Source organism: Anabaena catenula FACHB-362, from assembly GCF_014698735.1.
Taxonomy (GTDB): domain Bacteria; phylum Cyanobacteriota; class Cyanobacteriia; order Cyanobacteriales; family Nostocaceae; genus Anabaena; species Anabaena variabilis_A.
This window is the reverse complement of sequence record NZ_JACJTQ010000014.1, coordinates 102,719-126,604: the sequence shown is the minus strand read 5'-3', so window position 1 is coordinate 126,604 and position 23,886 is coordinate 102,719. Positions and strand designations below refer to the sequence as shown.

Annotated in this window: 22 protein-coding genes and 1 pseudogene; 14 read left to right on the top strand and 9 right to left on the bottom strand. The window is 40.6% G+C overall.

Annotated elements, in window-relative coordinates:
- Positions 1–657 precede the first annotated feature (657 nt).
- Positions 658–1,290, bottom strand: coding sequence for a CPP1-like family protein (locus H6G68_RS11525; RefSeq protein ID WP_190906780.1), 633 nt, complete (start codon positions 1,288–1,290; stop codon positions 658–660).
- 938 nt (positions 1,291–2,228) lie between these two features.
- Here H6G68_RS11525 and H6G68_RS11520 point away from each other — a divergent pair.
- Positions 2,229–2,936 (top strand): response regulator transcription factor, encoded by a 708-nt coding sequence (locus H6G68_RS11520; RefSeq protein ID WP_190906779.1) that lies wholly within the window; start codon positions 2,229–2,231, stop codon positions 2,934–2,936.
- Positions 2,937–3,053: 117 nt separating this feature from the next.
- Here the strand turns inward: H6G68_RS11520 and hisIE are convergent, their stop codons facing one another.
- Both hisIE and H6G68_RS11510 read right to left on the bottom strand, forming a co-directional pair.
- Positions 3,054–3,725, bottom strand: coding sequence for a bifunctional phosphoribosyl-AMP cyclohydrolase/phosphoribosyl-ATP diphosphatase HisIE (gene hisIE / locus H6G68_RS11515; protein WP_190906778.1), 672 nt, complete (start codon positions 3,723–3,725; stop codon positions 3,054–3,056).
- A gap of 102 nt (positions 3,726–3,827) precedes the next feature.
- Positions 3,828–4,004: pseudogene (locus tag H6G68_RS11510) on the bottom strand (ChaB family protein); the annotation flags it as partial.
- Between the two features lie 108 nt (positions 4,005–4,112).
- Here H6G68_RS11510 and hemL point away from each other — a divergent pair.
- Together hemL and H6G68_RS11500 are read left to right on the top strand one after the other, a co-directional pair.
- Positions 4,113–5,411, top strand: a complete 1,299-nt coding sequence (gene hemL / locus H6G68_RS11505) for a glutamate-1-semialdehyde 2,1-aminomutase (RefSeq protein ID WP_190906776.1) — start codon at positions 4,113–4,115, stop codon at positions 5,409–5,411.
- Between the two features lie 476 nt (positions 5,412–5,887).
- Positions 5,888–7,471, top strand: coding sequence for a serine/threonine-protein kinase (locus tag H6G68_RS11500; RefSeq protein WP_190906775.1), 1,584 nt, complete (start codon positions 5,888–5,890; stop codon positions 7,469–7,471).
- Position 7,472: 1 nt separating this feature from the next.
- Here the strand turns inward: H6G68_RS11500 and H6G68_RS11495 are convergent, their stop codons facing one another.
- The gene (locus H6G68_RS11495) at positions 7,473–8,090 is read right to left on the bottom strand and encodes a TetR/AcrR family transcriptional regulator (protein WP_190906774.1); all 618 of its coding nucleotides are present in this window, start codon (positions 8,088–8,090) and stop codon (positions 7,473–7,475) included.
- Positions 8,091–8,437: 347 nt separating this feature from the next.
- Between H6G68_RS11495 and H6G68_RS11490 the strand changes: the two genes are divergently transcribed.
- The 3 genes from H6G68_RS11490 (at position 8,438) to devC (ending at position 12,197) form a co-directional block, all read left to right on the top strand.
- Positions 8,438–9,685 (top strand): RNA-guided endonuclease TnpB family protein, encoded by a 1,248-nt coding sequence (locus H6G68_RS11490; RefSeq protein ID WP_190906773.1) that lies wholly within the window; start codon positions 8,438–8,440, stop codon positions 9,683–9,685.
- 132 nt (positions 9,686–9,817) lie between these two features.
- The gene (locus H6G68_RS11485; RefSeq protein ID WP_190906772.1) at positions 9,818–11,011 is read left to right on the top strand and encodes an HlyD family efflux transporter periplasmic adaptor subunit; all 1,194 of its coding nucleotides are present in this window, start codon (positions 9,818–9,820) and stop codon (positions 11,009–11,011) included.
- A 10-nt stretch (positions 11,012–11,021) separates the two neighbouring features.
- The gene (gene devC, locus H6G68_RS11480; protein ID WP_190906771.1) at positions 11,022–12,197 is read left to right on the top strand and encodes an ABC transporter permease DevC; all 1,176 of its coding nucleotides are present in this window, start codon (positions 11,022–11,024) and stop codon (positions 12,195–12,197) included.
- A gap of 167 nt (positions 12,198–12,364) precedes the next feature.
- Here devC and H6G68_RS11475 read toward each other — a convergent pair whose 3' ends face one another.
- Complete coding sequence (locus tag H6G68_RS11475) at positions 12,365–12,523, bottom strand: hypothetical protein (RefSeq protein ID WP_190906770.1); 159 nt, start codon at positions 12,521–12,523, stop codon at positions 12,365–12,367.
- Between the two features lie 6 nt (positions 12,524–12,529).
- Here H6G68_RS11475 and H6G68_RS11470 point away from each other — a divergent pair, with 6 nt between their 5' ends.
- Both H6G68_RS11470 and H6G68_RS11465 read left to right on the top strand, forming a co-directional pair.
- Positions 12,530–13,450, top strand: coding sequence for a M23 family metallopeptidase (locus tag H6G68_RS11470; protein ID WP_190906769.1), 921 nt, complete (start codon positions 12,530–12,532; stop codon positions 13,448–13,450).
- A 77-nt stretch (positions 13,451–13,527) separates the two neighbouring features.
- The gene (locus H6G68_RS11465; protein ID WP_127056902.1) at positions 13,528–14,073 is read left to right on the top strand and encodes a late competence development ComFB family protein; all 546 of its coding nucleotides are present in this window, start codon (positions 13,528–13,530) and stop codon (positions 14,071–14,073) included.
- A 352-nt stretch (positions 14,074–14,425) separates the two neighbouring features.
- Here the strand turns inward: H6G68_RS11465 and H6G68_RS11460 are convergent, their stop codons facing one another.
- Entirely contained in the window at positions 14,426–15,250 is an 825-nt protein-coding gene (locus H6G68_RS11460; protein WP_190906768.1) for a L,D-transpeptidase, read from the bottom strand.
- Positions 15,251–15,830: 580 nt separating this feature from the next.
- On the opposite strand from H6G68_RS11460, the gene H6G68_RS11455 reads away from it, so the two are divergent.
- Together H6G68_RS11455 and H6G68_RS11450 are read left to right on the top strand one after the other, a co-directional pair.
- A complete protein-coding gene (locus H6G68_RS11455; RefSeq protein ID WP_190721066.1) occupies positions 15,831–16,487 on the top strand; it encodes a sigma-70 family RNA polymerase sigma factor in 657 nt (218 codons plus the stop codon).
- 156 nt (positions 16,488–16,643) lie between these two features.
- Positions 16,644–17,276: an anti-sigma factor family protein gene (locus H6G68_RS11450; RefSeq protein ID WP_190906767.1), complete on the top strand. Its 633-nt coding sequence runs from the start codon at positions 16,644–16,646 to the stop codon at positions 17,274–17,276.
- On the opposite strand, the gene H6G68_RS11445 is transcribed toward H6G68_RS11450, so the two are convergent.
- The gene (locus H6G68_RS11445) at positions 17,269–17,718 is read right to left on the bottom strand and encodes a gamma-glutamylcyclotransferase family protein (protein WP_190906766.1); all 450 of its coding nucleotides are present in this window, start codon (positions 17,716–17,718) and stop codon (positions 17,269–17,271) included. The two genes, H6G68_RS11450 and H6G68_RS11445, sit on opposite strands and share 8 nt — an antisense overlap.
- A 161-nt stretch (positions 17,719–17,879) precedes the next feature.
- On the opposite strand from H6G68_RS11445, the gene leuS reads away from it, so the two are divergent.
- Entirely contained in the window at positions 17,880–20,459 is a 2,580-nt protein-coding gene (leuS, locus tag H6G68_RS11440; protein WP_190906765.1) for a leucine--tRNA ligase, read from the top strand.
- A 93-nt stretch (positions 20,460–20,552) separates the two neighbouring features.
- Here leuS and H6G68_RS11435 read toward each other — a convergent pair whose 3' ends face one another.
- Positions 20,553–21,116, bottom strand: coding sequence for a hypothetical protein (locus H6G68_RS11435; RefSeq protein ID WP_190906764.1), 564 nt, complete (start codon positions 21,114–21,116; stop codon positions 20,553–20,555).
- Complete coding sequence (locus tag H6G68_RS11430; RefSeq protein ID WP_190906763.1) at positions 21,106–22,485, bottom strand: AAA family ATPase; 1,380 nt, start codon at positions 22,483–22,485, stop codon at positions 21,106–21,108. Before H6G68_RS11430 ends, H6G68_RS11435 begins: the two co-directional genes overlap by 11 nt.
- Before the next feature lie 222 nt (positions 22,486–22,707).
- Here H6G68_RS11430 and H6G68_RS11425 point away from each other — a divergent pair, with 222 nt between their 5' ends.
- The 3 genes from H6G68_RS11425 to H6G68_RS11415 are packed head-to-tail and all read left to right on the top strand — an operon-like array spanning position 22,708 to position 23,702.
- Complete coding sequence (locus H6G68_RS11425; RefSeq protein ID WP_190906762.1) at positions 22,708–23,070, top strand: hypothetical protein; 363 nt, start codon at positions 22,708–22,710, stop codon at positions 23,068–23,070.
- Complete coding sequence (locus H6G68_RS11420) at positions 23,067–23,327, top strand: HNH endonuclease (protein WP_242045234.1); 261 nt, start codon at positions 23,067–23,069, stop codon at positions 23,325–23,327. The genes H6G68_RS11425 and H6G68_RS11420 overlap by 4 nt, the downstream gene beginning before the upstream one ends.
- A 48-nt stretch (positions 23,328–23,375) precedes the next feature.
- Positions 23,376–23,702, top strand: a complete 327-nt coding sequence (locus H6G68_RS11415) for a helix-turn-helix domain-containing transcriptional regulator (RefSeq protein ID WP_190906761.1) — start codon at positions 23,376–23,378, stop codon at positions 23,700–23,702.
- Positions 23,703–23,886: the final 184 nt, after the last annotated feature.

The window sequence follows — 23,886 nt, the reverse complement described above, 5'->3', positions numbered from 1 at the left end:
TGCGGCCACGATAGTCTGGGGGTTGCCCCACGCCAAAATAGCTCGATGCCAGGTCTATCACTACCACAAATCCCCCTCCCGCTTCATTCCGGGGGGTTTTTGTTTTTCGGCTCTTTCAGACATTGATTGCGGACAGAGATTTAGATGCTGTCTATTCTGCGATGGAAGTATTATTCACACGTTGAACTGCCCATTCAAAACACTTTCCCATTTTGCCTTTTGGCTAGAGCTTATCAGCCTTATTTAGCTCTTTTCCCTATCATGCAGTTTAAACAACAGTTAACTTTCGTTCATCATAAGAGAACTCCCCTTAGCCTCAAAACTACTTTAGGCTAGTAGCATTGAGTACATTAGTGGTCTGCACTCCGGTTTTTTCGTTACCTACTTGACCTTTCTCAAAATGAGAATTTTTTCTTTTACCCCTACTTATTGAGCCGATACCTTTTTTCTCTTCTGTTTTTTCTAAGTGCCATTCAGTGTAAAATATAACTCTAATTCTTGAGATATGACATTCTTATCCTGTGGATAGTGTATTTAATAAGCTACTATTTTGGTTAGATGTCTTGCGGGTATTTGGCTAAGGTTATTCTCAAAATTATGTACATTATTTTATTCTGCGATCCTTTGGGTTGAGCCATATTTTAGTCTCCAATATTTTTAACGGAAAAAACTGCTAATTAACCACATCAATATAAACGTTAGTACCGTAGAAAACTGATTTGGCATCAAGTTGATGAATGGTATTTGTTGCAGCAATAACGAGGTAGAAATTAGTCCGCCCGCAATTAAGCCAATAACTAAACTGAACAGTGTTAACAAAACTGCTCGACCAAATTTACTTTCCTTGCGATTGAGAAAGTAAATGCTGATTCCTACGCCCGCTACCAAAGCCATCTGTAAAATCTGGTCGTTACCAGCGGCATAAAACACACTGATAGCACTTAAACCTAGATACCAAACTCCTGGTAATAGCACATCTGATAGTGTTGGTTTATCCAACATTCCTTGCAGCCATACTGGTGAATGCTCACGAGGGCTAAGACTTTCTTTCGGAGGAGATTGGACTCGCATCTCCGGAAACCGGATACGCTCAGGTACTTTAATTTTACCTTCTTGGCGCATCCGTAAACGCTCCATTAAAATAGCATCATAAGCCGCTTCAATTAGTTCTAGACCATTACCATCACCACTACCAGGATGCTCCAATAGGCGATTGCGAGCATCCTGAATTTCATCGAAGCTAGCATCTTCTGATACCCCAAGTTTTTCGTAGGGATTTTGATCGCTCATGGCAGTTTATTACTTCAGCCTTAGTAAGCGGCAGTCTTTTGTTGAGGAAAAAACAACCTTATGTTTAATCTAGATTTAAACAAACATACCAACAGATTTTAATCCTCTACCAGGATGTTAGCACGGGTTGGTTTGTTTGTTTGACCCAGGAATTTTAACTATAGCTAGTTTAACATATTGCTATAACACAGTGTATACCGTTATGTTGTTTGCTGGCTAGGTTTTTACCCTAGTATTTAAACCGTAGTGACTATGAGAGGATAATATTTTTTCTTGAACCCTCTTTCAAGAAACAGAAATGTTTCTTTACATCCATAGGTAATGCGATAGCTTTCATTACTCTAGGCTAAACAAAATCTCAAACCTTTATTTAAATAGGCTTTTAGCTATTTTTTAAGGGGGTACATTTTTTTATCTTTTGTGAGTGAGCAATAAAATACAGAATAAGCTTAATTAGTCGGCATAAATAATTATCGTTGGCATAAGGCAGGAGGAAACAGGGTTTTAGCCTTTTTTCTCATCTTTCTTTACAGAGTTTTGTTTTATGGTGCCGACTTAACTTACTTGTTTAGTAAGTTTATCTTCGCTTGACAGTGTTTTTCTAAATGAGGAATTAGGAACACTATGATTTATGGTATAAATTTACATATACGTCTAAAATTAGAAGGTTTTAAATTTCTATCTTACTAAGTAGACAGTATCATTTATGATACGGAACTACGGCTGAGGGTTAGAAAATCGGTTTAGTGGATATACTGGACTGTCTATCTGCTGATTAGAAGGTTAGTGTACCTACATAGTTCATAATTGTGATTACAGTTTATTTGAATAATCAGGATACTCCTACCTTAGCCTTGTAGATTTTTAATTACTGCCAAAGCGGAAACTGCGTTTTTACGCAACACCCATGTTAATCCTATGAATTTTTGTGCAAAGTGATGGTCATGGCTCCTGCCAAGATTCTTGTAGTTGATGACGACCCTGCGGTTCGGAATTTAATCCAACGCTTTTTGATCAAACAGAACTATCAAGTGGAAGCTGCCGAAGATGGTAAGGCAGCTCTAGCTCTATTTGAGCAATTTAACCCAGACTTGGTAATTCTAGATGTAAATCTACCAGATGTAATTGGTTTCAACCTCTGTCAAGAGATGCAAAGTCGTAATGGCGTTTTTGTACTCTTGCTCACTAGCCGGACAGACGAAGCCGATAAAATTCGCGGTTTTTCTAAAGGTGCTGATGACTATCTCACCAAACCATTTGGTCTGGGAGAGCTAGAAGTTAGAGTTGCAGCGATTTTGAGACGTCAGCGGGTTGTGACTAACGCAGAGCAAAAACGCCTCATTTTTGAAAAGTTGATGATTGATCCAGTACGGAGGGAAGTGACGCTTAATAACCAATCAGTACCCTTAACGGCTCTAGAATTTGACTTGTTGCATTTTTTAGCCAGTCATCCAGGTCGAGTTTGGCGGCGAGCAGAGCTTATTCAAGAGGTCTGGGACTATGAATATGTGGGAGACCAGCGGGTTGTGGATGTCCACATCGGTCAAATTCGCAAGAAAATTGAAATTGATGCTAATCAGCCAGCTTTAATTCAGACTGTGCGTGGTGTAGGTTATAAGTTTGAATCTACTACTAATCCGCCATAAGAAATCAAATCCTCATTATTGAGTCCATAAGTTGTGTGATTTGATTCAAGGTGAATTGAGCATGGGGTTTGGGGATTTTTGAATTTTCCTCCCTACTCCCCTGCCCTTTCGCAGTGACTATTTCCGGCGTTCTTGTAATTTGCGATATACAGCTTTTAGGTCAACTTGATGATGTGCAAGAGCGACCAGGGTATGATAAAACAGGTCTGCAACTTCCCCTGCGATCGCATCCGCCTGATTATCTTTACACGCCATCACTACCTCGGCGCTTTCCTCACCGATCTTTTTCAAAATTTTATTATCACCACCGGCTAACAACTTACAAGTATAAGAACTTTCATTGGGATGATCACGGCGATCGCATATGACCTCAAACAATTGCGACAACATATCCCCAGGTGGCGCGGCAATTTTACCTTCTACTTGATGAAAACAACTGCGTTCCCCAGTATGACAAGCAATATCTCCCAATTGCTCCACGCCAATCAGTAAGGCATCGCTATCACAGTCATAACGAATACTCTGCACCTTTTGAATGTGTCCAGAAGTTGCTCCCTTATGCCACAATTCCTGACGAGAACGACTCCAAAACCAAGTTTCTCCAGTTTCTAAAGTCTTGTGTAACGACTCCTGATTCATCCAGGCCATCATCAAAACCGTACCATCTAGATAATCTTGGATGATTGTCGCTACCAAACCCCTGTCATCGTAGCGAATTTTTTCAACAGGAATAGCAGATTGTAGCGTTAGCGAAGCTGACCGAAGGTAACGCAGTTCAAGAGAAGACATACTAGATAATTTGCTCTAATGAAGAATGATTCATGGATTCACAATACCATTTTCAATAGAGTAACTAGCCTCTTTTTGGCAACTTAGTCCTAAAGCAGGAAAGGTTCTATCCATCGCCGACTGCATCTTCACTGCACTCCAAGCGACTTTGTGAGCCTTTGCAGCTTCCCCATACCAATGACTTGCTGAATTAAAAGCTACTCGGTAAAGATCCTGATAAGCCTCAGATAATCGAGTCCGAATATCCAAAGGTAAATCTTGATTAGACTTGTATAACATATTGTTATTTTTTTAGTTCAGCTAATTCTATAGGATAGAAAATCTGAGCAAATTTTAACCCTATCCTAAGATAGACCCTTATTTATTCCCCAAGACTGGGAGGAAACCTTGGTAAACACAACCATTAAAACCACCAAATCACAAGAAACCTTTGCTGCTGCTCAACATCTTATGCCTGGAGGAGTCAGTTCTCCAGTTCGCGCTTTCAAATCTGTCGGTGGACAACCTATAGTTTTCGATCGCGTTAACGGAGCCTATATTTGGGATGTAGACGGCAACCAATACATCGACTATGTAGGCAGTTGGGGGCCTGCTATCTGTGGTCATGCCCATCCCGAAGTCATCACAGCACTGCATACAGCTTTGGAAAAAGGTACTAGCTTTGGCGCTCCCTGCGTACTGGAAAATGTCTTAGCAGAAATGGTAATTGATGCAGTTAAGAGCATCGAAATGGTGAGATTTGTTAATTCCGGTACTGAAGCTTGTATGGCTGTGCTGCGGCTGATGCGAGCTTTCACCAACCGGGAAAAAATCATCAAGTTTGAAGGCTGCTATCATGGACACGCTGATATGTTCCTGGTAAAAGCTGGTTCTGGTGTGGCAACACTTGGCTTACCTGATTCTCCAGGAGTCCCCAAAGCTGTAACTAGAAGCACTCTCACTGCTCCTTTCAATGATTTGGAAGCCGTCAAAGCCTTGTTTGAGGAAAACCGGGACGAGATTGCTGGCGTAATTCTCGAACCAGTGGTTGGTAATGCTGGCTTTATTACTCCTGATGCTGGATTCTTAGAAGGCTTACGGGAGCTTACCCACGAGCATGGGGCTTTATTAGTATTTGACGAAGTTATGACTGGCTTCCGTATTGCCTACGGTGGCGCTCAAGAAAAATTTGGCATCACTCCAGATTTAACCACACTCGGTAAAGTGATCGGTGGAGGCTTGCCAGTGGGAGCCTATGGTGGTCGCCGCGATATCATGTCAATGGTTGCTCCTGCCGGGCCTGTATATCAAGCTGGCACTCTTTCTGGTAATCCCTTGGCGATGACTGCTGGGATTAAGACACTGGAATTGTTGCAAAAACCTGGTACTTACGAATACTTGGCACGAATTACTCAGAAACTTGCCGATGGTTTAGTACAAATTGCTCAAGAAACTGGTCACCCTGCTTGCGGTGGTAATATCAGCGCTATGTTTGGCTTATTTTTCACAGATGGCCCAGTCCATAACTATGAGGATGCTAAAAAGTCAGATACCGCAAAGTTTGGGCGGTTCCATCGCGGGATGTTAGAGCGTGGTATCTACTTAGCACCATCTCAGTTTGAAGCTGGGTTCACTTCGTTAGCTCATACTGACGAAGATATTGAACAGACTTTAGCTGCTGTACGAGATGTGATGTCCAGTCTGTAACCAAAAAAAGTCTTGAGTGCGAAGTTTTGAGTAGTGAAGATAATTTACAATCAGTAGCGTCGTCGTCCCTCTCAAAACTCCGCACTACTTAACAGCCTTAGATAATTCCCTAACCTTCAGGACACAGTAGTTTTTTGGTAAGCAGGAATTTGACTAGAAATAATACTGAAATATTAATAATCTAATTATACAATTTTGAAGTATAAACAATAATTAGTTTTTCCAGTATTTTTACACAAAAAAAAGTAGCTGTTCTGTCCGAATTTTAATGAGATAATAATGGAGAAAATGATTTTCATCCTGGGGATAGTTATATAGTGAACAATTACTGTTGCTGGAATTAACTTCACAATAACTTTAGAAACTCTTTAAGAGATTTCCAGCAGAAATGACCTGGCAAAATTCAAATTTGCTCTCAATAATGTAATCAGAGTGTCACTTTCTCCGTTATTTTTCGTGCAGCGAGTTAACAGTGCATGAGCTACTGCTTCAATCCTACCTGTTCCCATCCAAAAAATTTGGCATCTAGCCAAAGATGTCAGTCTTGTGGTGAGCCGCTACTTTTGCGCGATCGCTATCGGGTCATCAAACCTTTAGGTCAGGGGGGCTTCGGAGCAACCTTTGTAGCACTCGATCAAGCCTTACCAGGAGAGCCAAGTTGTGTAATCAAGCAACTACGTCCCTCAGGAACAGCCCCCCACATATTACACATGGCGCGAGAACTGTTTGAGAGAGAAGCCAAAACCTTGGGTAAGATTGGCAATCATCCGCAAATACCACGGCTACTGGATTATTTTGAAGAGCAAAAGCAATTTTACTTGGTTCAGGAGTACGTCAGTGGTGCAACTCTCCAACAAGAAGTCAAAAAAACCGGACTCTATAGCGAAGCTGGAGTGAAGCAGTTCTTAAGCGAGATCCTGCCATTACTGCAATACATCCATGAGCTAAAGGTAATTCACCGTGATATCAAACCAGCTAACTTAATTCGTCGCGCTCAAGACGCAAGACTAGTACTCATTGATTTTGGTGCTGTCAAAAACCAAGTCGGCCAAGTGGCTGCGAATCAATCGGGACAGACAGCTTTAACTGCTTACGCCATTGGTACTCCCGGTTTTGCCCCTCCCGAACAAATGGCTATGCGTCCAGTTTATGCCAGCGATATCTACGCTTTAGGGGTGACTTGCATTTATCTACTGACTGGCAAAACTCCTAAAGATTTGCCATACAATCCCACAACAGGTGAAATGATGTGGGAGCAGCTTGTGGATCTGAGTGACCATTTAACAAGCGTATTAAGAAAAATGTTAGATGTTTCAGTCCGCAATCGCTACCAGTCAGCCCCAGATGTACTCAGAGCGCTAGATATAGAACCATACTTGGACAGTTTAGCAAAGGGATTGCTAGTCAAATCTGATGTTAGTGTTAAAGAACAAATCAACAAGCGCCCAGATAATTCCGGTGTTTTGTCTAATCATCCCGGTGCAAATAGCGTAGCAGCAGCAATTCGTGCTAGACGAGCTAAGTCACCAGAAACATCTGGATTGCAGGCTGGAAGCATCCAGCATAGGCAGTTAATCTCCAAATCTCCAGATGTGACTGCTAGTAATAGCAATGGTTCTCAAGGAAAACGCAAATTAGATTCCCAAAGTTTGCTCACAGCTTATCTGAAGGGAAGACGAGATTTCGCTTCATACAATATCAGTTTATTAAATTTACAAGGTACGGATTTATCGGGAACTAATTTTCATCAAGCTCAATTACAAAAAACTAACCTCCAAGGCACTAATCTCAACAATAGTGATTTTGGTAGAGCTAGTCTCATGTACGCGAATCTGAAAGATGCTAATTTGAGCAAAGCTTACCTCAGTCATGCAGATTTAGAAGGGGCAGATCTCAGAGGGGCAGATCTCAGCTATGCTTATCTGAGTCAGGCTAATCTCCGGGGTGCTAATTTGTGCGGTGCTAATCTCACTGGTGCTAAGGTGACTGATGAACAACTAGCACTAGCTAAAACTAATTGGCTGACAGTGCGTCCCAATGGGAAACGAGGTTTTTTATAAATCACGATTCGGCACAATTTACAATTAAATGTGTCAAAGCATCAATCAAGCGATCGCTCTCCATAGGCATAATCTCCTTACCATGTAAAATTTGCTGAGTCATGGCAAAATGCGCTAAAGAACCAATCAAAATCCTCGCTGTTGCCTCGGGATCAGGTATCTTTAGTTCTGGATGTGATCCTAAATATTTACTGATAGTCTCAACTGCTGGTTTGGCAATGCAGCGCACAAAAACTTGAGCTAGTTCTGGAAACCGCACTGACTCACCAATTAGCACTCGCTCAAAAGCCAAATATTCTGGATCTGTTGTCATCTGCTCTAAGGCTGTTTTAGCCAATCCCCGCAAAACTATGTAGGGTTCTCCCACTAGGAGATGTTGTCCAAAAATCGACTGAAACCGTTTTCTTGCTAGTTGCTCTATCAGAGCGCTAAAAAGTCCGACTTTATCTTGAAAGTGGCTGTAAACTGTCGCTTTAGAAACTCCCGCCGCTTCAGCTACCCGATCCATACTAGTCGCTGCATAGCCATGTTTCAAAAACTCCTGCATCGCTCCTTGGAGAATTTTTTCCACTTTATCTGAATTTGATCGCTGTATCTCCCCAATTTTCGGGCGTGCCATTTTGTCAATATCCTTTTTGTCAACGATTCTCTATAAAGAGGAGGATTACACAGTTGACTAAACTAGTCCGTTTAGTTTACATTTTAAGACTAAACCGTTTAGTTTAAACATGACTTCAAACTTTTAACAAAACGCTATTCATCCCCAACCTCAATGTACTCATAGGGTAGGGATGAATAGCGGGTGATGTTCGCGGAGCGTCACGAAGTGAGGATTGCATATGGAATTAATTTTTTACTTGGTAAAAACAAATTCCATATGTATGATGACGAATCCCCAATTGTTTTGATACTTTACCGCAATATATATTTGTGGTTAAAGTGTAGATATCTTGGAGGTGATGTTGAGTGTTACACAAAGTTGTGCAAGTCCGTTTATATCCATCTTTTGAGCAAGAAATTCAATTAGCGCAAACTTTTGGGTGTGCTAGATGGTGGTGGAATTATGCCCTCAATAAATCTATTGAGACTTATAAGGAAACGGGCAAAGGACTGAGTCGTGTTGCACTTAACGCATTTCTTCCTATACTCAAAAAAGCAGAAGATACTGCGTGGCTGGCTGATTGTTATAGTCAAGTCTTGCAGGCTACAACACTGAATCTAACCACAGCATACAAAAACTTTTTTGAAAAACGCGCACTTTTTCCTAAATTCAAATCCAAGCATGGAAAACAGTCTATTCAATATCCTCAAAACGTCAAAATTGTAGATGGTAATGTCAAACTTCCGGGCAATATTGGGATAGTCAAAGCCAAAATACATAGACCAATTGAGGGGAAAGTCAAGACTGTAACTGTATGTAAAACACCATCAGGTAAATATTTTGCATCTATCCTGACTGAAATAGAAGGGGAAAATCCAACTATTACATTCGGTAAAATCTATGGTATTGATTTAGGGTTGAAGCACTTTGCTGTTGTCACTGATGGCGAAAAGGTTTCTAAATACGATAATCCTAAACACCTTGCCAAACATGAAAAAAACCTTAAACGCAAACAGAAAAAGTTAGCCCGTAAACAAAAGGGAAGTAAATCAAGAAATAGATATAGAAAAGTTGTTGCCAAAGTGTACGAACGAGTTAGCAATTCTAGGCAAGATTTTTTACATAAACTTAGTCACAAGTTGGTCAGCGATAGCCAAGCTGTCATAGTAGAGAATCTTTATGTCAAAGGCATGGTACGTAACCACAATTTGGCGAAAGCAATATCTGATGTTGGTTGGGGGACATTCACCAATTTTTTAGCCTATAAGCTAGAACGCAAAGGTGGGAAGTTGGTTGAGATTGATAGATGGTTTCCCAGTTCCAAGCTCTGCTCTAATTGTTTCTATCAAGTGAGTGAGATGCCATTGGATGTCCGTGAATGGACTTGTCCTCATTGCAATACTCATCATGATCGTGATGGAAATGCAGCGATAAATATTAGAGCAGAGGGTATCAGAATGATAAAGGCGGAAGGTATGGCTACGCCACGCAGGCTATCAGCCGTCTCTGCTGTAGGAGGGGAAGTAAGTCCAAAACTAGGGCGAAAGTCCAAGTTGCGGCATTCGCCTGTGAGTACAGAAGCCACATCCTCAGCCATAGGCAGGGTGGGGTAGTTCACGTTACAGTACAACGGACAGAAAACTACCAGAGTGTTAAAAATCTACAGTTGAATTTGCTCATATTGCTTTTCTCTACATTTACATTTTCAACAAACGAATTTTGCATCGCTTCAAAGGTCTGCTATTGTGCAAAACCCCAAGCTACAAGGTTCATTATCTTCTCAGTCTATTATTTGGTTACTGATTACTATATCTACAATTGCATCATTAACTGTGATCAGCGCCAGTATTTTTACTGTACTAAGACTGCGGGAGACAGCCCAAAAAGCAATAGCACCCGTGGTGATCATGCCGGAAATAAAAACAGTTACAGCCCTAGGAAGAATTGAACCACAAGGAAAAGTAATTAAACTTTCTGCTGCTGTATCTGGTGAAGGAAGCCGGGTAGAAAAGTTACTGGTGCAAGAGGGAGATAGTGTAAAAGTAGGTCAAGTGATAGCCATTTTAGACAATCGCGATCGCTTGCAAGCAGCATTACAAGAAGCCCAGGAAGAAGTCAAAGTCGCAAAAGCTAACTTGTTCCGCATTCAAGCTGGTGCAAAACATGGGGAAATTGACACCCAAAAAGCCACAATTGCCCGCTTAGAAGCAGAACGTCAAGGTGATATTGATACCCAAAAAGCCACTATCGACCGCTTAGAAGCAGAATTAATCAATGCTCAAGCAGAAGACAAACGTTATCAGCAACTGTATGCAGAAGGGGCAATTTCTGCTTCCCAACGGGACAGTAAACGTTTAACCGTAAAAACTGCCCAAAAAACTTTGCAAGCAGCACTTGCTTCTTTAAATCGTATCCAGCTAACTGGACAGCAACGACTGAAAGAAGCCACCGCAACTCTAGATCAAATTTCCGAAGTACGCCCAGTGGATTTGGTAGCAGCTAAAGCCGAAATTAGTCGTGCTGAAGCTACCGTAAAAAAAGCAATGGCTAATCTCCAACAAGCTTACGTGCAATCACCCCAAAATGGCCGGGTATTTGAAATCCATACCCGTCCAGGAGAATTAATCTCAAATGACGGAATTGTCGATATTGGACAAACTAACCAAATGTACGCAGTTGCCGAAGTCTACGAAAGCGATATTAGCAAAGTGCATTCAGGGCAAAAAGTGCAGGTATTTGGTGATGTCCTAGCTGTGGAATTACAGGGAACAGTTGAGCGGATAGGCTTGCAAGTACAGCGGCAAAATGCGATTAATACTGATCCCTCTACCAATATTGATAACAGAATTGTCAAAGTCTATATCCGACTAGATCCAACTTCCAGTCAGAAAGCAGCCAACTTAACCAATATGCAAGTCAAAGTAGTCATCGAAATTTAAAAAGTAATTTATGATTGGCATACTCCAACAACTGCAACGACGGACACCTCTGGGGTGGTTCCAACTAAGTCATGAAAAAAGTCGCTTGCTGGTAGCATTATCAGGTATTGCTTTTGCTGATGTGCTGATGTTCATGCAGCTAGGTTTTCAAACTGCACTGTATGACAGCAATACTAGACTGCATCGTAGTTTACAAGCAGACATTATTTTAACTAGTCCCCAAACTCGTAACCTGCAAAGTATGTCTACCTTTTCTCGAAGGCGACTATACCAAGCAATGGATATACCAGGGGTTGAATCAGCAGAAGCAATATATTTCAGTGTCATCACCTGGAAGAATCCCCAAACTCGTAGAGAGACAGCAGTGTTAGCAATCGGCTTTAATCCCAATAAGCCAGCTTTTGATTTACCAGAAGTCAATCAACAATTACAGTCTATTAAATTGCCAGATACAGTCCTATTTGACCGGGGTGCAAGAGGAGATTATCAAGAAGCGATCGCACAAATTGATCAAGGTAAAATTGTGACTACCGAAATCGACGGTCGAACAATCACTGTCAGTGGTTTATTTAAAATTGGTGCTTCCTTTGGAACTGATGGTAGCTTGATTACTAGCGATCAGAATTTATTGAGGCTAGTTGCCAACCGCCCAGCAAGTAGTGTTAGTCTCGGTTTAGTGAAGATAAAACCAGGCTATGACTCGCAAAAAGTAGCCGAAAACTTGAGACTTTACCTGAAAGACGATATCCGAGTGCTGACTCATGCAGAATTTATTGAATTTGAGAATAACTTTTGGCGAACTAACTCCCCCATCGGCTTTATTTTCAGCTTAGGTGTTTCCATGGGGTTTGTGGTAGGGGTGATTATTGTCTATCAAGTCCTTTTCACCGATGTTAATGCCCATTTGCGGGAATATGCGACTCTAAAAGCTATTGGTTATCCTAATTACTATTTATTAACTGTGATATTTGAAGAAGCGCTGATTTTGGCTCTATTGGGATTTATGCCAGGGTTAGCAGTGTCCTTGGGACTCTATCAATTGACCCGAAAGGCCACAAATTTACCCATGTATATGACCATACTTCGTGCCTTACAGGTGTTAGTGTTGACGATTCTCATGTGTGCAATTTCCGGTGCGATCGCTACTCGCAAACTTCAAGCTGCTGATCCTGCGGATATGTTTTAAGAAACAATACTGAGTACTCAGTAACGAGTACTCAGTATGGGAATTGAAGAAGACACGGGGACACGGAGACGCAGGGACACCACAAGGCTTTGATGATTTTACATTTACTTTAAGTCTTATAAGTCATAAGCCATATATAGCAAGGGGTTGAGCCTACAAGAAAAGTTTTAGTCTAAACCCCAGTAAAAATTTTGAATTTTGAATATAGCCAACTCATTTTGGTTGGTTCCGAGGACAACATCAAGCTGATTTTTTTGATCAAGTGGCGGAAACAGTAGCGGGAATAAGTTAGTCTGTTGAGGAACAGCAGCAACAGATTTTTTCATAACTCTATGACTATCAAAGCTCACCCTATCAATCCGCAGAATTGGTTGCAGAGTGTTAGCATCATCAACCGTGCAAACAAGATTTTAATGGGAATGGTTGCGGCTGTCCCTATAGCTTTAGCATTACCCGCAGAGGCTTTACAGGTACAGGTAACACCAACCAATCCTCAATTGGGGGACACGCTGTCAGTAGTAATAAATGTAGATAGTCAAGAAAATACTAGCAATCCCACGGTGACAGTTGGCGAGAAAAGATATCCAGCATTTGAAATTGCTCCTAATAAATACCGTTCTTTTATTCCCACAACTCCACTAGAGAAACCTGGAGTCAGAACATTAAAAGTTTTCGGGGATGGTCAGGAGAGAAACCTAGCTGTGCAAGTGCGCGATCGCAAATTCCCCGTCCAACGGATTAATTTACCCCCTGGGAAAGCGGGAGTAAAAGCCACAGAGCTTGAACTGAACCGCGTAGCTGCTTTCAAAGCCCTACAAACACCGCAAAAATATTGGAATGGTGTCTTCCGTAAACCAAATGCTGGCAGGATGACGACAACCTATGGTGTACGTCGCTACTATAATGGTAAATTTGCGAATGATTACTATCATCGTGGTCTTGACTACGCTGGAGCAGCGGGTTCAGCCGTAATTGCCCCCGCTGATGGGCAAGTGGCTTTGGTAGGTAAAGTAACCGAAGGGTTCCGAGTTCACGGTAACATAGTTGGCATTGACCACGGTCAAGGAGTAACTAGCCTTTATATGCATCTTAGTCGCATTAATGTTAAAGAAGGCGATTTCGTGAAAGCCGGTCAAGTAATTGGCGCAGTAGGTTCAACAGGTGCTTCTACCGGACCACACCTGCACTGGGGTCTATATGTCAATGGACAATCTATTGATCCAAGACCCTGGCTGATAAAGGTGATTGATTAATAAGGACAGAGTAAATCAGTGATAACTGGCTATGGTTACTACTTTACCTGCCTGGCTTAAATTAAATGGTGAGAGTTATGAGTATTGAAAAAATTGTGGAACAAGCTCTCCAGGATGGTTATCTAACACCAGCTATGGAAGCAGAAGTCGGACGAATCTGTGATAATGCGTCGGATCTCTCAATTGAAGAGTACATGGCACTGGATCGACTCATGGGTTCATTGTTAACTGGTGAGGTAATAGCAGTACCTCGCAAACAATTTATTAACGTGATGGAAGAGTTGGTACTGACTGAGGTCATCGCTAAAGTAGCAGAAATTGAAGCGACCTGTGAAAGCTCTCTAGATGTTGGGGATATTACTGCTTATGCTCTCAATCGTCTTCCACCCTTGTATGCTACTACAGAAGAAGGTGCAAACTACCAACGCAACCGCGCCAAAACCGAACTTCACGAATTGATTTCTCAGCAAGTCGGCGAGGCGATTGATCGTTACTTACATCAGCCCAAGTTCTTCCCAGAACGCCAAGCCTTGGGAAAAAATACTGGTAATGAAGTCCTGCGTCAAGTCAGTGGCTTACTCCAAGTCTACGCACATAATTTTGAACAGAAATCACAATCTTAGTCATCAGTCAGTGGTCAGTGACAAAATCAACAACTGACAACTGACAATCAACTAAATTAGATCGTTTCCGGTTAAAGACTTAAGCAGGAGAGCTTTCTGGCAATCTTGCTGTATTGAAAGCGGGTTTATGGCGTAATATCATGTCCGGCTAAATAATAAGTATTCAACCGGACACAATATTACGCCACCCTGCACTATGGAATTTCTGCCCAGATGCGTGAATCATAACTATAGCTGTAGCCAGGATAATTAGGACATTATTAATCCTTGAAACTTAGATATAATAAGGCTTTCCCTCCTGCCTCCTGCCCTCTGCCTCCTGCCTCCTGCTATAATCAACCGGACATGACTTCTAATCACGTACTGATACCAGTGTACCTATACCTACCTGGCTGTATAACAACCGCACGTCAGCATTACGCATCCTTAAGCAACCATGAGACACGGCCGCTCCCAACAGGTCAGTATTAGGCGTACCATGAAAGCCAATTTCATTTCGTCCATCTGACCAAAAGCCAATCCATCGGTCTCCCAAAGGACTATTAGTACCGCCTTCAAATACTTCTCCAGTAATCGGGTGCCGCCAAATCGGATGGTGTTCCATGTGCATGACTTGAAAGTCACCTGTGGGCGTTTCCCAACCCGTCTTTCCTATAGCAACGGGGTAACTGGCTATGACTTGATCATAGCGATAAACATAGACACGGCGATCGCTTAAATCAACTACCACTTGTGTCTTACTAGTCCCCAATCCCTGAACAGATTTTGCTTGAGCCACACCCGGAAATAAAAAGCTCTTGGGCCGATTTTCAGCCTTCCGATTCTGTCCTTCAGGTTCTGGAACCACCAGTTTTGTCTTTTTTGGCGTATCCGCAGCACTAGCTACATATTTTTTGCCTGTTGTCAACTTAGTATGAGGCTTTGTAGCAGCCGAATTTGGTGCAGATTCAGGGACAGCTGCCCCTAAAGCAGTTTCCCCAATCCCAATCCCTTCTGAACGGCTTTGATTAGAGTAGGTTGGGGGAGAAGAATTTTGCCTCAATGTAGTGGATGCAGACTGATTCAACTGCCCTGTCGTTTTCATAATGCGCCAATGGACAGCCAGAGACAAAATTGCTGTGCCAAAACAGAGGAACATCACCATCCGCGCTACAGATTCATTTCTTGCCATTGCCATCGCTTATTGTTTATCCCTGACATATCTGGCTAACTGTACCGATTTTAGATTGAAGAAAAGCCGATTTGAGATTTTTTGTGGCTATGGCAGCCCTCACAGTCATAACTATCATAGTTACAACTACGTAATAAATCCGAAATCTTCAGAGCCAGCCGATTCATTTGTAGTGACAATCCCAAAATCCAAAATCCAAAATTCAATGACTAATTGATTGACTGCTTAGAGCCAGCCATTAGCAAAAAATTGCTCAAAAATTATCAGTTTTCTCATTGATCTACCCATACTTTCATAATTTATAGATGGTAGTTTTTGTCAAGCCCTAGTGGTCAGTTGTCAATCTGATTACCTTCTTCCCTATTATGGGTAAGTCTCCATAGGGTTTCCGATTAGCCTTGTTTATCTCCTCCTTATTCCCTTAGTCACCCTCCTTGTCTCCCTAGATAATACTGTTCGCTCATCTTCTAAAGAGTGTCTTTTCTTATATTTCTGTGTTCCGGTCATAAATCCGTCACCTGACTCAGGAACTTCTGACAAATTATCAGGTCTAATAGAAAGGGATAATTTCAAGCCAGTACGATCTATGAGTCAGTCGATTACTGTATCCTGGTCAACTGTTGATGCAACTTATTCGGAAGCATCGGTGCAAGTTGACAAACTCTCAAATCACGATCTCATTTTGCGCTGTCAAGTAGGATTGCGTCCAGACCGTGCGGCTTTTGCAGAACTGTTGCGCCGCTATCAGACTCAGGTCGATCGGGTTTTATACCATCTCGCTCCTGATTGGTCTGACAGAGCCGACTTGGCTCAAGAAGTTTGGATTCGTATTTATCGGAATATTAACCGATTACAAGAACCTGCTAAGTTTCGCGGCTGGTTAAGCCGTATTGCCACTAACTTGTTTTACGACGAGTTACGTAAACGCAAACGGGTTGTTAGTCCCCTATCACTGGATGCTCCCCGCTCGGTAGAAGATGGCGAGATGGATTGGGAAATTGCTGGCGATACTCCAGGGCCTGAGGAAGAACTAACTACTAGAGAATTTTACGAACAACTGCGAGAAGCGATCGCGGATTTACCAGAGGTGTTCCGTACTACTATTGTCCTTAGAGAAATTGAAGGGTTGGCATACGAAGAAATTGCCGAAATCACTGGAGTTTCTTTAGGAACTGTAAAGTCGAGAATAGCTAGAGCCAGATCCAGATTGCAAGCCCAGTTGCAAGTTTATCTAGATACCTAAATTTACAATACCTTTCTTCAGTTCAATGGCAGAATTTAAGAAATATTAAGAATTTCGGAAAAAAACCAATTTTATCAGCCATTTCGAGGCAAAATGCTTAAATTCTCAAACTCATCCGCTGTGTTTACCCGTGAATGAATTGGTAAAAACGTTAAAATGAATACTGGTTCTCAGTTTTATGACCGTTCCCCTTCCCAACTTCCTCAGGATGTACCAGATGGAATGGCTAATCATACCAATGAATCAACGGGTGCTATGGATATAGAGAAGCGCGACAGCCTACGTCACAGCGAAGCAGATCGCTTCGAGTTATTGAGTGCTTATCTCGATGGCGAGGTGACAGCAGTCGAACGCAGGCAAATAGAAGAATGGTTGGCAAACGATGCCTCCGTCAAATGCTTGTATGGGCGACTATTAAAGCTGAGGCAAGGCTTAAAAACTATACCAGTACCATCCCAACAATCCCCAGAAGCAACATTCCAGCAAGTATGGACACGCTTGCACCGCCGTTCTCAGGCAGCTTGGATGGTTGGTGGTGCAGCTGTGGCTGCTTGTTTCATCGGGACAATATCCGGTTTATTGCCAGATACCGGATTGAAAATGCAACTGGCACAACAACAAATAAAACCTACTGTGGCAACCACACAACCAGCAGTTCCTGCTTCACCGCTGATGGTAGCCTTAAACAACCCAGTCATTGAAATTCCCAAAACAGCCGTAGCCTTCCCGAAAGCGCCAGTTAATCCCCCCCAAAATCAACCGGAAGACACCCAACACGATATTAACTAATTAAAACCTTGTCAGGTGAACTCTTCCAACAGCCATCAACTAGGCCGACACCGCCTAGCTGATAAATTTTTTCTGGAGTCATCAGATAAACCCAAGCCGAACCCAAAGACAAGTTGGTTGGCTCAAAAATCTTTATATATTGCCGATCATAAAGGTTTTCTGAGATTTGTCGAGTCGGCTGGTAATCTTCTAAATCATTCAATTCTGTTAAAAGCGTTGAGTCAGCAAAAGAGAGTAAATAACCGTGAACTTTACCCTCCCCTGGTGTCATCGCTGGATATCCTTCAGGCAAAGTATATAGTTTACCTGATGCGATCGCTCTTTTCGCTTCTACCACTTTTCCAGCACAGTATTTTTGATAATTCGCTTCACCTGGTTTGAGAGTACCGTAAACAAAAACCCGCAATTCTTCAGAAAATTTTATATTTGATTTATTGATCATAGTTTTGAACAAGGGGCTTTATAAAATAAAAAAACGCAGATAAACGCAGATAAACGCAGATGAGAAAATCATTGTTGTTTTCCTTCTCCTAATGTCCGTACCTAGCATCTACAATAGGTCAACAGACAATAAATAAAAGAGCTAATTTAGGAGAAATTTTAGTGGAGTCCCCCCAAAAAACGTTATACCACCCAGCCGCAATTGAGGAAAAATGGCAAAAAACATGGTTAGAACTTGGCTTAGATAAAACACCTCAAGATCAAAAGAAGCCAAAATTCTACGCGCTTTCCATGTTCCCTTATCCATCCGGTAGCTTACATATGGGTCACGTCCGTAATTATACAATTACAGATGTAATCGCACGCCTCAAGCGAATGCAAGGGTATCGGGTATTACATCCAATGGGTTGGGATGCTTTTGGATTACCCGCAGAAAACGCCGCCATTGATAGAGGTGTACCCCCTGCTAAATGGACATATCAAAATATTGCCCAAATGCGGCAACAATTACAACGTCTGGGTTTATCCTTAGATTGGGAATGTGAAGTTGCTACTTGTTCTCCTGATTATTACAAATGGACGCAGTGGATTTTTCTGCAATTTTTACAAGCTGGTTTAGCTTATCAAAGAGAAGCCGCAGTTAATTGGGACCCTATCGACCAAACCGTATTAGCAAACGAACAAGTTGATAATGAAGGACGTTCTTGGCGCAGTGGTGCAATAGTTGAGCGTAAATTATTGCGTCAATGGTTTTTTAAGATTACCGACTACGCTGAAGAATTGCTGAATGACCTGGATAAATTAACAGGTTGGCCGGAACGGGTAAAATTAATGCAAGCCAACTGGATTGGAAAATCCACCGGTGCATATTTAGAATTTCCCATTGTTGGTTCAGAGGAGAAAATCGGTGTTTATACTACCCGTCCCGATACCATTTATGGTGTTAGCTACGTCGTTTTAGCCCCAGAACACCCCTTAACTCAGGTTGTCACCACTTCCGAACAAAAAGCAGCAGTAGAAGCCTTTATTAAGGAAGTATCCAACCAAAGCGAGTTAGAACGAACTGCGGAAGATAAACCCAAACGCGGTATTCCTACAGGTGGAAAAGTCATTAACCCCTTTACCGGGGAAGAAGTACCCATTTGGATAGCTGATTATGTTCTCTATGAATATGGTACAGGTGCGGTGATGGGTGTACCTGCCCATGATGTGCGAGATTTCAAGTTTGCAAAAGAACAAAATTTAGCTATTAAAGTTGTAATTGTCCCGGAAGCAGGTGCAGAAGAAACTTTAAAAGCAGCATATACAGAAGCGGGAATTTTAGTTAATTCCGATGACTTCAATGGCATGAATTCTGTAGATGCGAAAAAAGCCATTGTCGAATTTGCAGAAAAACAAAACTTCGGTAAATTAAGAATACAATATCGCCTCAGAGATTGGTTGATTTCTCGACAACGTTATTGGGGCGCACCTATTCCTGTTATTCACTGTCCTGAATGTGGAATTGTGCCTGTACCTGATAAAGATTTACCTGTACAATTACCGGAAGAAGTCGAATTAAGTGGCCGTGGTGGTTCACCTTTAGCACAATTGGAAAGTTGGGTAAATGTGCCTTGTCCAACTTGCGGTACTCCTGCGAAACGGGAAACCGATACGATGGATACTTTTATTGATTCTTCGTGGTATTTCTTGCGTTATCCTGACGCGAAGAATGAAGAAAAGATTTTTGATTCCAGTAAAGTAAATGATTGGATGCCTGTAGATCAATATGTGGGGGGAATTGAACACGCAATTTTACATTTATTGTATTCGCGTTTCTTCACCAAAGTATTGAGAGATAGAGGTTTATTTAACTTTGATGAACCATTTCAACGCCTATTAACTCAGGGAATGGTTCAGGGTTTAACTTACATGAACCCAAATAAAGGTGGTAAGGATAAATGGATTCCTTCTCATTTGGTTGATGCTAATAATCCTGTAGATCCGCAAACTGGAGAACCTTTACAACGTCTCTATGCTACCATGTCCAAATCTAAAGGAAATGGTGTTGCACCGGAAGATGTCATTAATAAATATGGCATTGATACGGCGCGAATGTTCATTTTATTTAAAGCACCTCCTGAGAAAGATTTAGAATGGGATGAGGCTGATGTTGAGGGACAATTCCGCTTTTTAAACCGGGTTTGGCGGTTGGTTACTGATTATGCGGCTGCGGGAGTTTGTAAGCAAAAAGCTGATTTGGAGAAGTTAAGTAAAGAGGAAAAAGATTTAAGGAGAGCGATTCATTTAGCCATTCAAGCAATTACGGAAGATGTGGAAGATGAATATCAATTCAATACCGCAATTTCGGAATTGATGAAGTTAAGTAATGCGTTGACTGATGCTAAGTGTAATAATTCGCCAATTTATGCAGAAGGGATTCTAACTTTGGTGATTATGTTAGCGCCTTTTGCACCGCATATTGCTGATGAATTGTGGCAATTGTTGGGGAATAAAAATTCTGTGCATACCCAAACTTGGCCAAGTTTTGATTCTGCGGCTTTGATAGCTGATGAAATTACTTTGGTAATTCAAATTATGGGTAAAACTCGCGGTTCTATTCAAGTTCCTTCGCAGTTAGATAAGGCTGGGTTGGAGAAATATGCGCGGGAGTCGGAAGTTGCACAGCGTTATATTGAAGGGAAGGAAATCAAGAAGGTGATTGTTGTTCCTGGTAAGTTGGTGAATTTCGTTTTGGGTTAGTTTTTGTAGGTTGGGTTAAATGAAATGCAACCCAACACATTTATTATTGTTGGTTAATGTTGGGTTTCCTTACGTTAACCCAACCTACAGATTTTAGATTTTTTTGTCAGAATAATTCATTAGTAGGCGATCGCTTTCTACTTTAGCTCCATTTCTTAACCATTCAATAGGTTGTTCTTCATCTACTTTATCTGGATTTACCCATACAATATCCTTGAGTTTATCTATTTTTATAGATGCTTCACTAAAAAATTTCCTAGCAGTATTATCATCCAATGATATAACAATTTTATCTGTTGCTAGTGCTGCTTCTATTAAACATAAATCTTTTGTCATTTCCGCAATTCTTTTATTACTAACATTAGCAGCAATACTTTCTATCTCAGTCCATAAACTATCATTTATTGATATTTCCAGATAGTTCCATTTTTTCCTGGATATCATTTGAATTCGCCATTTTCGCGCATAGGATGATTGATGTTTATCCCATTCTGCTTTTATAGCTGGTGTCATCACAATTTGATGACAAATATCTAAAACTGCTAATAAAAATTCACGACAATGAACCGACTGGGGAAAAGTAGCATTTTTATCACCAGCAGAACGAGCTACAGAAGCATCAATTACCAAACGTTGAGAATTTACTTTAGCCACCATGTACACCCTGCATTAAACGAGCTTCCGCAGCACTTAAATAACGGTTTTCTAATTGTAGAGATAAATCACCAAAATCTTCTGGCCAATCTCCAAAAGCGCCAGTTTCATCTAAATCAGCACTATTGACATTTGTTATCCCATTTTCTTGGCGTGTAAACCAGTGCAGTTTTACTAAATCTGGTGATAAATTACCTTCGGCGACTAAAGATTGAATTGCTAAAATTAACCTATCACTATGAGTCTCTACAACTACTTTAACACCCCTTTTTGCTGCATTAGATAATATTTCTGCCATAGCAATTTGAGCGCGGGGGTGCAGGTGAATTTCTGGTTGTTCAATATATACTAATTGTCCTGGTTTTGCTACTAATAAAGCAACTAAAACAGGTAAGGTTTGGGAAACTCCAAAACCAACATCGGCAATATTCACCATATCATCTTTAGACTTAGAAAGTGTTGGCAGCCGACCTACTATTAATTCTACTTGTGTATCATTAACTTGTCTTGCTTGTACTTTACAAGTTAATCCTAGTGTTTCTAATGCAGCACATAATTCTTTAATAGTTTTGTTATTTTTACCTTTTTGCCAATAATTGATCACACTAGCAACGTAATTTTCAAATGTACCTGGAAATTCATCACCTATAGCTGTAATTTTATAATTTCGTTCAGGATTTCCCCTTAATCCAGGTACATGGATTATTTGACGGATATAATTACCAAAAACTTCCCAAGGACTGGAATATAAGAAGTTAAATAATGGATTTTGAGAAATAATATATTTTTCCCTTGCTGATAAGGAAAACTCTAAAAAACACCGATTTCTATCAACAACCCATGCCATTTTATTTTTTAATGCTTCTGTATGTTGAATGGCATTATATATTTCTATATATGGTTTTGGCAATATATTTAGTACATCACCTGGTAACATATCAGGCGATAGAGAAAATTCTTTTTCATTTCCTTTATATATCATTTCCACAATTTCAATTGCTTCTCTTTTATGTGTTGTAAATACATTACTAATAATTTGATCATTCTCTATGCCAATACCAACGGTAAACTTATTATTAGGTTTGATTCCAGATATTTTAGAAAATAACTGTGTTGCTGAAGTAAACTTAACATTGGGTCCATTAAGTAATAATGCACCAGGATCATAAGTTGCTTCTAAAGTTTGTTTCATCAACAATAAAGGCTGCATAATGCTTGATTTGCCCGAGCTATTAGCACCTGCAAGGATGGTTAATGGACGAACTTCCATACTGCATTCATCATAAAGTGACTTATAACCACTGATAAAAATTTTTGCAATCCCTTTGACATTTTGATTTGGCTTGCTATTATTAGAATCAGATTGATTCATAATTTTACTCTCACTAAGTTCAATTTATTATATTATAATACTTTGTGATTTTTGATAGGTTGCGTGGTGCAGCCATATTTATTTGTATGGGTAGTTAACAAAGTTTATTGCTTCGTTATATATCACTGCTGGTAGATTTATGTAGTAGTTTATCACAAACAGAGGAAAACACACCAACTTACTACTATAATTGATAAATAACAGATATCCTTGTTCAGAATTATGACTACAGTTGCTATTATACCTACATCAAATGCCAGTGGAGAAAGGTCTTATCGTGCCATTGCTGGAGATAAACAGTCTGTTGGCAAAACTGCCGGTCAAGCTTTAGATGCTTTGACTACACAGTTAGGTGAAGTTGAATTTCGAGCATTATTAATTATTGATAACTTTCGTTCTGATCAATTTTTCACTAACGAGCAAAAACAACGTTTATCCGAACTAATGAGTATGTGGAGAACAGCACGAGATCAAGGACAAACACTTCCCTCAGAAATACAAATTGAATTAGATAATCTTGTTAATGCTGAACTCAATGCTGCTACAGCCAGAACTGCGTCTTTAGCACAACAGTTGAGTCAATGAATCCATTTTATCATCTGGTAGCAGATCGCGCTTTTCATCGCTGTGAATATTGTCATGCACCGGAATTAGTATTTAATTTTCCTTTTGAAGTTGAACATATAGTTCCTACTTCTCGTGGAGGTGTTAATGTTGAAATTAATTTAGCCCTTGCTTGTCGGTCTTGTAATCTGCGAAAAGGATCTCGTATTGGTGAAATAGATCCTGAATCTAATACAGAAGATTGTATCAAGAGTATAAAAGGCGAAAAAAAAAGTTAGTAAAGAGCAAGAACCTGAGAACGAAAACCAAGAGAAAAGGTAGTTATTATGGCACTTACTAGAGACTTTAAAGAAACAGTTAATGCACGAGTCCAAAGAGATTCTGAATTTGCAATAGCATTACTTGATGAAGCTATTTCTCTTTTCCTCAATGGAGAACCAGAAACAGCAAGACTTGTATTGAGAGATATTGTGAATGCAACAGTAGGTTTTGAACAGTTAGCAATTGAAACTTCTAAACCGAGCAAGAGTTTACATCGGATGTTATCTGCAAAAGGTAATCCGACAATGGATAATCTGACTGCAATTTTTAATGTTTTGCGTAAAAAGTTGAATGTAGATATCAATGTTCAGACGACTATGATTTCATCTTAAGAATTTGACTGATGGTACTAACAGTAAATATTGATTTTCCTCTCGAAAAAACATTTAAAAATTCTTTAAAGCTCCCAGATTTAAATATCTAATAAAATTGGAATAAAAATCTTCCAGTCGGCTTAAGCCGACTTTTGCTGTTAGCCTGGGAATATGGCTTACGCTATCATTCCCAGGCTCAATT